This is a genomic window from Paenibacillus sp. FSL K6-0276, assembly GCF_037977235.1.
In the GTDB taxonomy this organism is placed as follows: domain Bacteria; phylum Bacillota; class Bacilli; order Paenibacillales; family Paenibacillaceae; genus Paenibacillus_AQ.
On the sequence record NZ_CP150276.1, the window covers coordinates 59,656 to 73,065 of the forward strand.

At 47.6% G+C, this 13,410-nt stretch carries 13 protein-coding genes; all 13 read left to right on the forward strand.

Annotation, left to right across the window (positions count from 1 at the left end; all coding sequences use genetic code 11):
* Positions 1 to 133: 133 nt before the first annotated feature.
* The 13 genes from MHH52_RS00275 (at position 134) to hpt (ending at position 13,332) form a co-directional block, all read left to right on the forward strand.
* Complete coding sequence (locus MHH52_RS00275) at positions 134 to 1,816, forward strand: polysaccharide biosynthesis protein (protein WP_340005955.1); 1,683 nt, start codon at positions 134 to 136, stop codon at positions 1,814 to 1,816.
* Between the two features lie 72 nt (positions 1,817 to 1,888).
* A complete protein-coding gene (gene mazG / locus MHH52_RS00280) occupies positions 1,889 to 3,388 on the forward strand; it encodes a nucleoside triphosphate pyrophosphohydrolase (protein ID WP_340005956.1) in 1,500 nt (499 codons plus the stop codon).
* A 286-nt stretch (positions 3,389 to 3,674) separates the two neighbouring features.
* Positions 3,675 to 3,947: an HU family DNA-binding protein gene (locus tag MHH52_RS00285; RefSeq protein ID WP_036678778.1), complete on the forward strand. Its 273-nt coding sequence runs from the start codon at positions 3,675 to 3,677 to the stop codon at positions 3,945 to 3,947.
* Positions 3,947 to 4,225 (forward strand): RNA-binding S4 domain-containing protein, encoded by a 279-nt coding sequence (locus MHH52_RS00290; protein ID WP_042183857.1) that lies wholly within the window; start codon positions 3,947 to 3,949, stop codon positions 4,223 to 4,225. The genes MHH52_RS00285 and MHH52_RS00290 overlap by 1 nt, the downstream gene beginning before the upstream one ends.
* 149 nt (positions 4,226 to 4,374) lie before the next feature.
* A complete protein-coding gene (gene yabP / locus MHH52_RS00295; protein ID WP_042123140.1) occupies positions 4,375 to 4,659 on the forward strand; it encodes a sporulation protein YabP in 285 nt (94 codons plus the stop codon).
* Entirely contained in the window at positions 4,656 to 5,219 is a 564-nt protein-coding gene (gene yabQ, locus MHH52_RS00300) for a spore cortex biosynthesis protein YabQ (RefSeq protein WP_313642097.1), read from the forward strand. Before yabP ends, yabQ begins: the two co-directional genes overlap by 4 nt.
* Positions 5,220 to 5,242: 23 nt before the next feature.
* Positions 5,243 to 5,578, forward strand: coding sequence for a septum formation initiator family protein (locus tag MHH52_RS00305; RefSeq protein WP_340005960.1), 336 nt, complete (start codon positions 5,243 to 5,245; stop codon positions 5,576 to 5,578).
* A gap of 124 nt (positions 5,579 to 5,702) precedes the next feature.
* On the forward strand, positions 5,703 to 6,212 hold the full coding sequence (locus MHH52_RS00310) for a S1 domain-containing RNA-binding protein (RefSeq protein ID WP_340005962.1): 510 nt from the start codon (positions 5,703 to 5,705) through the stop codon (positions 6,210 to 6,212).
* Positions 6,213 to 6,555: 343 nt separating this feature from the next.
* Positions 6,556 to 9,063, forward strand: coding sequence for a stage II sporulation protein E (gene spoIIE / locus MHH52_RS00315; protein ID WP_340005964.1), 2,508 nt, complete (start codon positions 6,556 to 6,558; stop codon positions 9,061 to 9,063).
* Between the two features lie 532 nt (positions 9,064 to 9,595).
* Complete coding sequence (locus tag MHH52_RS00320; protein ID WP_042123149.1) at positions 9,596 to 10,339, forward strand: vWA domain-containing protein; 744 nt, start codon at positions 9,596 to 9,598, stop codon at positions 10,337 to 10,339.
* Positions 10,329 to 11,267 carry a serine/threonine protein kinase gene (locus MHH52_RS00325; RefSeq protein ID WP_340005966.1) on the forward strand — a complete coding sequence of 313 codons (939 nt, stop codon included), beginning with the start codon at positions 10,329 to 10,331 and terminating at the stop codon, positions 11,265 to 11,267. Before MHH52_RS00320 ends, MHH52_RS00325 begins: the two co-directional genes overlap by 11 nt.
* Before the next feature lie 36 nt (positions 11,268 to 11,303).
* Positions 11,304 to 12,746, forward strand: coding sequence for a tRNA lysidine(34) synthetase TilS (gene tilS / locus MHH52_RS00330; protein WP_313640928.1), 1,443 nt, complete (start codon positions 11,304 to 11,306; stop codon positions 12,744 to 12,746).
* A 46-nt stretch (positions 12,747 to 12,792) separates the two neighbouring features.
* Positions 12,793 to 13,332, forward strand: coding sequence for a hypoxanthine phosphoribosyltransferase (gene hpt / locus MHH52_RS00335; RefSeq protein WP_060621456.1), 540 nt, complete (start codon positions 12,793 to 12,795; stop codon positions 13,330 to 13,332).
* The last annotated feature ends 78 nt before the right edge of the window (positions 13,333 to 13,410 follow it).

The following is a 13,410-nucleotide window of genomic DNA, read 5'->3' on the forward strand; positions in this document are numbered from 1 at the left end:
CGCTTTCCCTTTGGTAAGATATACAAAGGGCAAACGGGGTTTTGTCGTTCATACAAAACCGTTTCTACTTGTGGGCATACATACGTTATAATATAGAAATTCATCCCATCAAAGTTGTAGAAGCAGGTATTTTATGAAATCTAACACACAAACATCACGGTTGTTGCAAGGGGCATTTATTCTAAGTGCAGCAGCGATTATTTCAAAGCTTATAGGTACACTCCAAAAAATCCCGCTGCAAAATCTGGGTGGAGATGCGGTATTTGGTATATACAACACAGTTTATCCCTTGTACACGATGTTGTTAACGGTAGCGATGCTGGGTCTGCCAGCGGCCATATCCAAATTTGTCGCTGAAACCTCTGCTGGAAGACGCGATGACGAGGGTCGGCGGATTCTGCTGTTATCTGCGGTAATTACGGGAATTAGCGGTTTGGTTATCGGAGCAATCACTTATGCAGGTGCGCCGATTATAGCTGAATGGGTTGGCAACTTGCATGTGATGCCTGCCTTACGGACAAGCGCTTGGGGACTAGCGGTCGTTCCAATCATGTCAGCTTTTCGCGGTTACTTTCAGGGTCTTCATAATATGGTACCGACTGCTGTCTCACAAATTGTAGAGCAGTCCGTACGCGTTACGGTAATGATTGTGCTGCTGTTATACCTGACCTCGCAGGGTGCAGGTGCTGAGAGTATCGCTGCCGGCGCATTGCTCGGCTCGGCCGGGGGAGGGGTAGCAGGGCTTGTGGTTATGCTGCTATTTTTGCGACGTCATCGGCGGCTGGTAAGACAGGGCGCTACTGCAGATGTTGCTGCTTCTGTCGAAAGTCAGGGTTTAAAGCCGCTCAATGCGGAAAATGCGGGGCGTTCCAATCAACGGATTATGGGCGTTAAAACGGGTGCTTTACTGGCTTATGGAATTCCCGTGATGCTTGGCGCGCTGGCAATGCCTCTTATCGGTCTTGTAGATGTGTTCACTGTACCTCGCTTGCTATCACCTGTAGGAAGTGAAGTGGAGGCGATGACACAGTTTGGTGTATACAATCGTGGTTTGCCGCTAGTGCAGATTGTAACGATGATTGCCACCTCTTTGTCTGTCGTGTTCATTCCAGCCTTGGCAGAGGCGAAGTACAAAGGAGACACGAAGCTGATTGAGAACCGTTGCAGCTTGTCGCTGCGTTGGTTCTGGCTGTTAGGTCTTGCGGCCTCAGCTGGCCTAGCGGTACTTGCTGAGCCGATTAATATGGCTCTTTATGGCGATACCGCCGGCAGTAGCACTATGACTTGGCTGGCCTTAACCGCTGTTGGCGGTACGGTCAGCATCATCTCGGCTGCGCTCCTGCAGGGCCTCGGCTACGTGCGCGCGCCGGCCCTGCACCTTTTGGCCGCCGCGCTGCTCAAGGCGGCCCTGAACCTGCTGCTAGTTCCGCAGCAGGGCATTACCGGCGCGGCCATCGCTGGCGTGGCCGCGCATTCGTTCGCAGCAGCGCTGAACGTGCTGCTGCTGTACCGCCGGGGGCATCTGCGGCTTCGCCTCGCAGATGCCCTGGCACGGCCCGCGCTGCTGACAGCGGGCCTGGCCCTTGCCGCCGCAGCCGCCAGCTGGGGCGTGGGCGCTGCAGCTACGGCCGCTGGCATCGGCGGCGGGCGCACCGCCAGCTTGGCGCAGAGCCTGCTCGGGGTGCTCGCAGGCTGCGTGGTCTTTGCCGTAGGGGCTATAGCCCTGCGGCTCCTTAGCGAGAGCGAGCTTCGCCAGCTTCCGGGCTTCGGCCCGTCCCTGGCGGACAAGCTCAAGAAGCTGCGCTTATTCCCTTAATCAACGTTTACATCACAATATAAAAATACGGTCTGCCTAGAAGTAGACAGCCGCTTAAGAGGAGGAACAGACATGAGTGCAACATTAACGGTCGTCGGTCTGGGTTCAGGCAACCCTGATCGATTGACGCTAGGGATTATAAAGAAATTGAAGGCAGCATCCGTTGTCTACGTGCGCACAAAAGAGCATCCAGTCATGGCTGCACTCTCCGAGCTTGAAATAGCTTCAGAGTCCTTTGACGGATTGTATGAGTCTTTATCCTCGTTTCCTGAGGTGTATGCAGCGATAACTTCAAAACTGATTGAAGAGGCTCGATCAGCAGCAGACGGTACAGATATTGTCTACGCGGTTCCGGGTCATCCAATGGTTGCGGAATCAGCGGTTTCGCAGTTGCGTCAACGTTGCCCTGAAGAAGGAATTGAATTGCAAATATTGGGCGGCGAGAGCTTTCTCGATGAGGCGTTTGTTCGACTGGGGTTTGATCCCATCGAAGGGTTCCAGTTACTAGATGCTTCAGGAATTCGTAGTGCTCAGCTTCAGCCTGAACTACACACCCTGATTGGTCAGGTGTACGATAGCTTTACAGCCTCGGAGACGAAATTATGTCTGATGGAGCTGTACCCACCTGAATATGAAGTTGTTGTGGGTCACGCACTCGGTGTGGAGAACGAAGAAAGCATTGTAAGAGTCCCCCTATACGAACTGGATCGTCTTAACGGTTATGGAAATCTGTCGCTGGTCTATGTACCTGCTAATTGCGATGATAATCTAAGAAATCGTACCTTCGCTCGTCTGCATGAAATTGTCGATATTCTTCGTAGCCCAGAAGGTTGTCCATGGGATCGGGAGCAGACACATGAATCCTTGCGCAAAAATTTAATCGAAGAAACCTACGAAGTCCTTGAAACGATTGATGAGGATGACCCTGACCATATGAAAGAGGAACTGGGTGACCTTTTGCTTCAGATCATGCTTCACTCTCAAATGGAGGAGGAGCTCGGCACATTTAACGTATTTGACGTCATTGAAGGGCTGAATGATAAGCTTATCTTCCGTCACCCCCACGTATTTGGGGATACCAATGCGAATGACGCTGAAGAGGCTCTGAAGAACTGGGAGGGCATGAAGGTAGAAGAGAAGCGGCGTAAAGGTGTGAAGCCAGAGGAATTATCCGTTCTTAGTGGTGTTCCACGTGACTTGCCTGCCCTTATGAAGGCGTACAAGCTTCAGAAAAAAGCATCCAAGGTGGGCTTTGACTGGGATAACGCTACGGATTGCTTAGCTAAGGTTCGTGAGGAGATTGATGAGCTACAGGAGGCAATTGATACGGATGCAGCGTCAGACGATCAAATTTTGGAGCTCGGAGATTTATTGTTCGCAGTTACGAATGTCGCCCGTTTTATCGGTGCAGATCCGGAAGAGGCATTAACCCGGACCAATCGCAAATTTGTGCGCCGGTTTCAATATATTGAGCAAAGCCTGCAGCGTAAAGGAAAGAGCGTAGAGGATAGTAGTTTGGAAGAGATGGAAGAACTGTGGCAAGAAGCTAAGGCTGAGGAGCGAAAAGTCTAGCAATTCACAGCCTCCTATACGGTATATCGACTTCAAAATGGGGCAATGCTGTGAATGTAGCATTTATTTCTGATTTAGAAAATGCCAGTAGTTTAATAGTGCTATAGAATAGATTTTGCGACGATTTCTGAGAAATAACTGTTTCTTTTTTAAAAAACGACGAATCGTGGCAGGATTTTAAGGTGGCATCAAGAATATCATAAAGACGAAATGGCGATTCGCCCCATATTATGGTGGTGATTCTCGTTTCATTTATTTTTTCGTATCCTAGGAGGAACTTTAAATTATGAACAAGACAGATTTGGTAAACAACATTTCCGAGAAAAACGGATTGGCAAAAAAAGATGTAGAAGCAGTATTGAACGGGTTCTTGGGTGAGATTACAGAAGCTTTGGCAAAAGGTGATAAAGTCCAACTGATCGGTTTCGGAACTTTTGAAACTCGTAAACGTGCAGGACGCACTGGTCGCAACCCGCAAACGGGCACAACGATTGAAATTCCTGAATCGACTGTACCGGCTTTCAAAGCTGGTAACAAGCTTAAAGAAGCCGTTAACTAATGCGTCTTGACAAATTCCTGAAAGTGTCCCGTTTAATTAAGCGCCGTACAGTGGCCAAGGATGTGTCCGAACAAGGTCGGGTGCTAATTAACGGGCGGGAATCTAAACCTAGTAGTGCAGTTAAGATCGGTGACGAGATTACTGTACAATTTGGACAAAAGCTTGTAACGGTCAAAGTAGAAAAGCTGGTCGAAACGACTCGCAAGGACGAGGCCGCTGGTATGTATACTCTAGTTCGGGAAGAGCCTGTTGCCAAAAGCAGCGGACTGGACTGGTAAGAGTATTATAGTGAATAAGAAGGTATGACTTTACATTATGTAGAGTTGTGCCTTCTTTTTCTTTTTTTCTCTCTTATTTTAGTGGGACGGGATGTTCTATAACTTCTACTTCTGCCATAGATTAGAGGTAAGAAGGAGGGGTACATGCTATGATCGAGCCAGGAAAGGTAAATAAACAGCATGATCTGCATATGCGCAGTCGGAAGCAGTTAGAGTTGACGGGCGTGCAAAATGTGGAGAGCTTCGACAGCGAGGAATTTTTGCTTCGTACAGAACTCGGCCATCTCACCATTCGCGGGAATCATTTACATATCAAAAATTTAAGTCTGGAGAACGGAATGTTGTCCTTAGAGGGCAATGTACATTCCCTGATTTATCTAGATCCCGGATCGCAGGGCAAAAACAAGGGTCTACTCGGTAAGCTATTTAAATGAATCCTGCAGTTCAGTGGGTGACGCTGTTCTACATGATCATGGCCGGAGTGGCAATGGGACTGGCCTATGACAGCTACCGGGTGCTGTCGCTGAAGTTCAATTTTCCCAAATGGCTGAATGCCATGCTAGATCTACTATATTGGCTTTGGGCTGCTTTGCTTGTATTTCGAATGCTGTATGCCGGAAATCAAGGTCAACTACGATTTTATGTCTTTCTAGGTTTATTTTTAGGAGTATGGATTTATTTTTTAATCTTCAGTGTTACGGTGCGGCGTTTTGTGTTAATGTTAATTCAATCGGTTCAGTATATGTGCAGGTTGTTATGGAGACTTGTGGAGATTCTGATAGGTACACCTCTTCGCTGGCTTTGGCGTCTTTTTTTAGGACTGCTAATACTGCTTGGTCGTATTCTACGGTTCATCCTTAAGCTTCTGTTGCGTCTGACGAAACCAATTTGGGTATTACCTGTAAGGTGGATCTCTCCACGGCTAACGCGGCTTACACATAGCGCCTGGATTGTGAAGATTACTGAATGGATTACCAAATGGCGGAAACGCTGACCTTGAATTAGGGGGTACGTTGCATGAACAGATTCACTGCGGAAGAGAAAAGTAATCATAGCAAAAATTCGGCCGCAGGCGCGAAGAGAAGAAGATTTATGTGGATTGTCTTTGTGGCAGTATTTTTCGGCTGGGCGGGTTATACTTACTTCGATCAAAGCGCGGTTATTGCGGACAAGGGCGAGGAACTTGCCAAGAAGCAGGAGACCAGTGAGGTTGTCATTGCATCTTTAACTCAATTAAAATATGAATTATCCAGACTTAATGATGACGAGTATATTGGCCAATTAGCACGTAAATGGTACAATATCTATCCTCAAGGGGAAACACCTATTCGAACAGAGCAATCGGAGCAATAATAGAGGCTAAAAGAGGCTTTTACTCTGTTGCCTTGCTTTGCTCTTTACTGTATAATCAAATCACCGCAGACAGGATGACCTTAATATTCGTCTGTATATTTTTAAGGGAGGATCATTTTATTCTATGGCAATTGAAGTGGGCACCAAGTTAGAAGGCAAAGTGACAGGCATCACGCATTTCGGAGCATTTGTGGATCTGTCAGGAGGTGTCACAGGTCTCGTTCACATCTCGGAAATCGCCGATAATTATGTCAAGGATGTTAACGATCATCTGAAGATTAGTGATGTAGTAACAGTCAAGGTGATCAACGTCGATAAGGACGGCAAGATCGGACTTTCCATTAAGCAGGCTGTTGACAAGCCGGCATCGGAAGTACGTCCGCCTAGAGCTCCAAGACCAGAACGTCCTAGCGGCGGCGGCGGCGGAGACCGTTTCGGCGGTGGAGGCGGCAGTGGTGGAGGCGGCGGTGGATTCAATCGTGAACGGGGTGGGCGTCCATTTAAGCCTGCAGCCGGTAAACCTTCATTCGAGGATAAAATGTCGCGATTCCTGAAAGACAGCGAAGAACGGATATCTTCGATTAAGAAGAACACAGAAGGAAAGCGCGGAGGCCGTGGAGCCAAACGCGTATAATCCAATACCTGTACATCATAAATAACCGCAAGGGCATTTCGCCCTTGCGGTTTTTTTGTCATGTCATATAAAATTGCCGACAGCATCCATGTCATTCTCACATAACTCTAGGGCAATCGCTGACGAATGACCGCCGCATCAGCGCGTGAAACTGCGTTGTAAACAATCTTGAAACCGATCAACCTACCGTCCCGCAAGGGATAGAACCGCTTTTTTAGAGATCATGGATGAAGGCTTTTTTGTCGGAAATTTCTTGTGTGTGTCCCTCCATTTCTGACAAACTTTCTCAATTGCCCGGCTATATAATGAGTACCATAAATTCTTAAACGGGTGGTGTAGAGGAATGAATAAAAGCAACGTGGTAAATTTGCCAGAGTGGACAAGAGTGGGAAGTGAAGATAAGAAGCAGAGGCAAGCCTTACGCACGCGTATTACAGCTTGGGGTCAGAAGCAGCGGTATGTTCAGCTTATAGCAGCGAAGAAATGGATGATTTTGCTCAGTTTCATGGGCTTTCTGCTAGGTAGAGCCATGATTTTGGACGAACTATCCCCTTTTGCTGCCGCATATTTTGCCGTCATTGTGTTTATGCGTCGCGACTCTATTCTACCTGTAGCTGCAGCTATTATAGCTGGAAGTCTCTTCACTCCATTCCCTGGAGCTTTGGTTATTACTGCTGAGCTGATTATTTTCTTTCTAGTTTATAAAGGGCTGGAAAGTTATGAACGAATAGATTTATCCTATGCACCACTTATGGTGTTCGTGTCTTCGTTTATGGTTGGCCTGTTCCAGATCGTTATTGGACCTTCTCTTTCTTGGTATCCGCTTACGATGACAACACTAGATGCTTTACTTGGCTTTGTACTTACACTGGTGTTCATTCAAGCGTTGCCTCTACTAACCTATAAGCAAAAGAGTAGAGCGCTCAGGAACGAGGAGATTCTGTGCCTTATTATCTTGCTTGCCTCAGTAATGACAGGCCTTGTGGGTTGGACCCTTAATGGTTTGTCTTTGGAACATATATTGTCACGGTATTTGATTCTACTCTTCGCCATGGCAGGAGGTGCTCCTCTTGGTGCTGCTGTTGGGGTTGTGACCGGATTGATTCTCAGTCTGGCGGACATCAGTGCCATCTATCAGATGAGCCTACTTGCTTTTTCGGGAATGCTAGCGGGAATGATGCAGGGTGGTCGAAAGGGTGCGGTGTCTATCGGTATGTTGCTAGGATCCACGATCCTTTCCGTATATTTTACGGGCCCGGGTGATATGATGGCCTCAACATGGGAGACCTGCGTAGCGGTAGTACTTTTTCTTTTAACGCCTAAGGCGATGATATCAGCTATAGCTAAATATGTGCCGGGCACGTCGGATCATAGCCGATCTCAACATGAATATGCGAGAAGGGTAAGGGATCTAACGGCGGAAAGGGTGACACAATTCTCACAGGTGTTCCAGCAGCTCTCGAGCAGCTTCGGGCAGATTCCACGTGCTGGAGAAGTGGGTAAGTCGGACCGTGAAATGGAAGATTTCATGAATACGGTAACAGAGGGCGCCTGCGCAGGATGCATTCGGCGTTCCCACTGCTGGGATGCAAAATTCTATCAGACGTATAGGTATATGACCGATATGATGACTACTGTTGAGGAATGCCCTGATATTACGGCAGCTCAGCTGCCTCCGGAATGGAGCCGGATCTGCGGTAAAACTGGCGAAGTGCTTGAAGTCATGAAAGGACAATATGATCTTTATCAACATGATATGCGATGGAAAAGACAAATATACGATAGTCGTCAATTTGTTGCAGAGCAGCTCTCAGGCGTGTCACAGGTTATGGAGGACTTGGCTCGTGAAATAAAACGTGAAGGACAGGCCATGTATCGTCAGGAAGCTCAAATCCGTGAGACGTTGGAGAAATTGGGCTTGTCTATCCATGGTATCGAAATCTTAAGTCTGGATCCTGGGCGTGTAGAAATAGAGGTGGTGCATGCCTATACTCGTGGTTTTGATGAATGCCGCAAAATGATCGCCCCTCTCCTCTCTGACATTCTAGATGAGAATATTGCTGTCATGAGCGAGACGGCAGTCCATCCTCGGGAAGGCTTGTCGATGGTTACCTTCGGTTCAGCCAAAGCCTTTGAGGTAAACACGGGGGTGGCTGTAGTTTCTAAAGGCGGAGATATGCTATCTGGCGACAGTTTCAGTACTGTTGAGCTTGGAAATGGCACCTTTGCAGTATCCATTAGCGATGGAATGGGAAATGGTGAACGGGCGAGGATGGAGAGCAGTGCCGCACTCGGCATGTTAGAAAAGCTGCTGCAATCCGGAATGGATGAGAAGCTGGCTGTAAAGTCGGTCAACTCAATTCTTTTATTACGCTCCCCTGACGAGTTCTATGCTACTGTCGACATGGCTTTAATTGATCAATATTCTGCGCAGACAACCTTTATGAAGATTGCTTCCGCCCCGAGCTTTATCCGGAGGGGCAGTGAGGTCATTCCAATAACCTCTAGCAATCTGCCTATAGGCATCATTAAGGATATCGATGTTGATTTGATCAGCATGCAGCTTCGGGCGGGCGATATTTTGATTATGATGACCGATGGTATTTATGATGCGCCTGGATATGCCGTTAATAAGGAGATATGGATGAAACGGTTGATCCAAGAGCTTGAAGGGGATGACCCTCAAGATTTGGCGGATAGCCTGTTAGATAAGGTAATCCGTTATCAGGGCAATGAGATCCATGATGACATGACGATTGTCGTCAGTCGTGTAGATCACTTCCATCCGGAATGGTCCAGCCTGCATATGCCTGGTGTCGGCCGAATGGAGCGTCCGCGTACGGTGAGTTAGTTGTTTTAGGTTTAGGTTTTAATGTTGGGTACGCGCGAAGCGTCGTATTGCTTGTGTGTTTGTAGCACGCGCAAGGCGTCGTGTTGCTTGTATATGTTTGTAACACGCACGAAGTGTCGTGCTTCTATAGGTTTAAGCACGCGCGAAGCGTCGTGCTGTTGGTGGTACTCGAGGCGAGTCTGTGATGTGTAACTCGCCGGCCCCTACTATTCTCGTTTCAATGGAGGCTGACTTTGGGGCGTAATTTTTAGATCCAAACTGTTTACTAGTGAAAGTATGAACGGAGAGAAATTTTGGAGCTGTAGAAGCGGAGCGTTCGCCTTTGTCCTCGGATTCCAACCGCAACAGGCGGTTCTAATCAAGGAATCTGAGGACAACAGCGATCGAAAGCCCAAACATTTCTCGCAGTTCCCCTATTCACTATCCCCTGCAGTTTGGCTCTTAAATTTCCCCCACAAAAGCGACCGTTTGAAATCTCTCATTTCTGGATATGCTAGAAACAGAGGTTCCAAACAAGGGGGAGTGGAGAGTTATGAAGCAGATTTTGCTCATTACTGACGGTTGTTCAAATGTAGGGGAAAGTCCGGTGATGGCAGCGGCGCATGCCCTGCAGGAGGGAATCACCGTAAATGTAGTCGGTGTGGTTGATTATGGAACGATTGGGGAGCTTGGGAGTCGGGAAATAGCTGACATCGCTAAGGCCGGTGGGGGTCTTAGTCGTATAGTCGGAACGCCACAGCTGGCGCAGACGATCCAGATGATGACACGCAAGACTGTGGTTCAGACGATCCAGCAGGCGGTTAATAAAGAGGTAAAAAAGATACTAGGCGAAGGGTCGCTGGAACAGCTACCACCTGTTCAGCGCTCGCAGGTCGTTACAGTTGTAGATGAACTAACAGAAACATCGCCGCTACGCATTGCGCTCCTTATCGATGCCAGTGCTAGTATGAAGCCTAAACTGGGTGCTGTGGAAGATGCGATTCGCGATTTGGCGCTCAGTCTGGAAGCAAGAGAAGGAAAGAGTGAGATCGCTGTGTTTCATTTTCCCGGAAATAACAGTAGCGAAGATGCTAGGCTTGATTTAGATTGGACCAAGGATATGTCAGGTATTCGTACGCTATTCTCCAAATTACACATGAGAGGCGCAACACCGACGGGTCCAGCTATTTTCAAGGTGCTTGAACATTATCGTTATGATACACTGGATGAACATCGTGGACGCCGAATGGATGACCACGACGAAAGAGAAGGGATGATTGGTGGGTATGTCGTCTAATCCGTCCTATCCTACTGGCACCTTAATTACCGGCAAATGGCGTGGAAACCGTTATGTCGTGGAGCGGATGCTGGGAAGGGGCGCGAACGGAACCGTATATCTTGTGCAAAGAGAAGGCAGACGGGAAAGGTACGCGCTAAAAATCGGATACGATACACTTGATCTCCAATCGGAGATCAATGTACTGACGTCGCTGCAATCGCGTCGGAAGCGCAACGAACACCGTGCTCGCCGTGAGACTCCATTATCTTCTTATTTTTTGGAAGCGGATGATTTTGCGAATGGAAATAATGTACCCTTTTATGTCATGCGGTATGTTGAAGGCAAGCCTTTGCATCATTTCCTATCGAAGAACGGACCGGATTGGCTAGGATTGGTAGGGCTTGGCCTACTCGAGAAGCTGCGAACATTGCATGAATGCGGATTTGTGTTTGGAGATTTAAAGCCGGAGAATGTGATGGTATCCAATTACGGTAAAGTGGAGCTGATCGATTTTGGAGGCGCAAGCCCTAAAGGCCGCAGTGTGAAGCAGTTTACCGAATGGCATGACCGTGGCTTTTGGAATGCAGGTAGTCGTACGAGTGATGAGGGTTATGATCTATTCGCTTTTGCTGTACTGTGCCTCCGTCTTCTCAATGAAGAGGGGCTCAAGAAAGCTGCGCTACAGCTGCCGCAGACAAGAAGTGTAGATGAACTGTTTAAGCTGGCTAGAAATCTACCCGATAAGAAACTATCTTCTTGGATTTGTTTGGCGTTAAAAGGAGGATTCTCCGGTTCAGCGGATGCTACAGAGGTCTGGCGAAACCATATTTACAGTTCGCGTCGAAAGCGACCTGACAGTATGGACACACCTCGCTGGCTCAAAAATGCTTTTGCATTATCCTTGTTCGTGCTTGCCTTTACGATTTATTGGGTATTTCGTTTTTGAACTCATACATATAGTTAGAGAGAAGGGGGGGCGCATATGGAGCAAATGAATGGACTGGTGGAGTCAGTATTGGAGTCAGCAGCTGAGCATGAGCTGTGGGCGCCCCATGACACCATTGTAGTCGCAGTTTCCGGCGGCCCGGATTCTGTGGCTCTTTTGCATGTTTTGCATGAAATATCTTTAAACGTTATGCCACTTACCTTAATATGCGCTCATGTGAATCATGGATTTAGACCGGAGTCGAAGGAAGAGGCAGAGCTAGTACGTGGTATGACTGAACAATTGGGACTGCCCTTTGAGTTAGCCGAATTCGATATTCCCTCTTTGGTCAAAGAAAGTGGACTCGGTCCTGAAGGGACAGCACGCGAGAAGCGATACGAATTTCTGATTGATACCGCACACCGGTATGGGGCGCGCTCCGTTGCTCTGGCTCATCATGCGGATGATCAGGCAGAAACGGTGATTATGCGTCTATTGCGAGGAAGCGGTTTATCGGGACTGTCCGGTATCAAGTGGAAAAGAACAGAAAAAAAGGTGGAACTCATTCGTCCATTCCTACGTATTAACAAAACGGCTCTTCTTGGGTTATGTCAGAATGAAGGTTTCACCTATGCCGAGGATGCCACTAATCTGCTGACGAAATACAAGCGGAATGCTGTTCGATTGGAAGTTCTTCCTTTTCTTGAAAGGTATAATGGCAGAGTGAGGCAGTCACTTGTTCAGCTTGCGGAAATTGCGGGAGCTGAGGATGAATTTATGGAGGCATCTGCGGTAAAATGCTTTGAGGAGCTGGTTTCGGAAGGGGAAGGGAAATATACCTTTAACAGAGCTTCATTTGCGGCCATACCCTCCGCTTTACAACGGCGTTTGATTAAACTAATATTAAATTATCTGTCGGCGGATCTATCCGCTCTTGATTTCTCCAAGATTGAATCTGTACGTCGGGGAACGCTGCAGAGCTATCCCACCACCTGGAGTTTGGATTTAGGTGGAGGCCTGACTTGTGTGCGGCAATATGATATCATCTTGTTCTCGTCCAAGCCCACGCAGCAACAGGCAAGCTATACATATCGTCTGTTTTTACCGGAATCCAAGCTAAAATTGGAGGAAATAGGTAAGGTGATGTCGATGGCGGTGCTGGAGAGAGAAAACTTTTTTGTACAGGGGGAGGATTATGGGAAGATGTCGGCTTGGTTTGACCGTGATGAACTGGTCTTTCCACTGACGATTCGTTCCCGATTGCCTGGAGATACCATAAGAGTCATGGGATTAAACGGAAGCAAAAAGGTAAAAGATATTTATATTGATGATAAAATACCTGCTGCTGAACGCTCAATGATCCCCCTCGTTTGTGATGGTTTGGGCAATATCGTCTGGATTCCGGGCGTAAGACGCTCGATGCATGCCGCAGTAGGGCGGCACACGACCTCGGTACTTCTATTGTCTCTAGCAGAGCTGGATGACCGCGAAGGAACTTAATGGTCGAAGTAAGTCTTTCATAGTATAACTTAGGAGGTTTCGCAAGTTGCAAAATGATATTCAAGAAGTCTTGATCACCGAAGAGGAACTTCAGCAGAAAATTAAGGAGCTCGGTCGAACACTGAGCGAAGAATACGCAGGTCGTACCCCTTTAGTCATTTGTGTACTAAAAGGCGCGTTTATATTTATGGCAGATCTGGTTAAAGCCATTACAGTACCTGTTGAGATGGATTTCATGGCAGTATCCAGCTATGGAGCATCCACCAAGTCCTCTGGTGTTGTCAAAATTATTAAGGATTTGGATGTATCGGTAGAAGGCCGCGATATCTTGATCGTTGAAGATATTATTGACAGTGGCCTTACGCTCAGCTATTTGATTGAGCTGCTCCGCAACCGCAATGCTGCTTCTATCAATGTGGTTACCTTGTTTGATAAGCCATCAGGTCGTACGGTTAATCTTGAAGCCAGATACACAGGCTTCGTGTTGCCAGACGAATTTGTAGTGGGCTACGGATTGGATTATGCCGAGCGGTATCGGAACCTCCCATATGTGGGAGTACTGAAGCCTGAGATTTATTCCAATTGAACTATTGATTGCCTTGATCATACGGATCGGGCACCCTTGGCTTCCTTTATTTGAGGTGTCCCAAGAGGCTATGGTACA

What these genes read in the sequence shown, in the direction of transcription:
- yabQ (WP_313642097.1), top strand. Translation starts at nt 4,656, where the DNA reads ATGAATCCTGCAGTTCAGTGGGTGACGCTGTTCTACATGATCATGGCC.
- MHH52_RS00290 (WP_042183857.1), top strand. Translation starts at nt 3,947, where the DNA reads ATGCGTCTTGACAAATTCCTGAAAGTGTCCCGTTTAATTAAGCGCCGT.
- MHH52_RS00325 (WP_340005966.1), top strand. Translation starts at nt 10,329, where the DNA reads ATGTCGTCTAATCCGTCCTATCCTACTGGCACCTTAATTACCGGCAAA.
- MHH52_RS00275 (WP_340005955.1), top strand. Translation starts at nt 134, where the DNA reads ATGAAATCTAACACACAAACATCACGGTTGTTGCAAGGGGCATTTATT.
- tilS (WP_313640928.1), top strand. Translation starts at nt 11,304, where the DNA reads ATGGAGCAAATGAATGGACTGGTGGAGTCAGTATTGGAGTCAGCAGCT.
- MHH52_RS00320 (WP_042123149.1), top strand. Translation starts at nt 9,596, where the DNA reads ATGAAGCAGATTTTGCTCATTACTGACGGTTGTTCAAATGTAGGGGAA.
- MHH52_RS00310 (WP_340005962.1), top strand. Translation starts at nt 5,703, where the DNA reads ATGGCAATTGAAGTGGGCACCAAGTTAGAAGGCAAAGTGACAGGCATC.
- yabP (WP_042123140.1), top strand. Translation starts at nt 4,375, where the DNA reads ATGATCGAGCCAGGAAAGGTAAATAAACAGCATGATCTGCATATGCGC.
- spoIIE (WP_340005964.1), top strand. Translation starts at nt 6,556, where the DNA reads ATGAATAAAAGCAACGTGGTAAATTTGCCAGAGTGGACAAGAGTGGGA.
- MHH52_RS00305 (WP_340005960.1), top strand. Translation starts at nt 5,243, where the DNA reads ATGAACAGATTCACTGCGGAAGAGAAAAGTAATCATAGCAAAAATTCG.
- mazG (WP_340005956.1), top strand. Translation starts at nt 1,889, where the DNA reads ATGAGTGCAACATTAACGGTCGTCGGTCTGGGTTCAGGCAACCCTGAT.
- MHH52_RS00285 (WP_036678778.1), top strand. Translation starts at nt 3,675, where the DNA reads ATGAACAAGACAGATTTGGTAAACAACATTTCCGAGAAAAACGGATTG.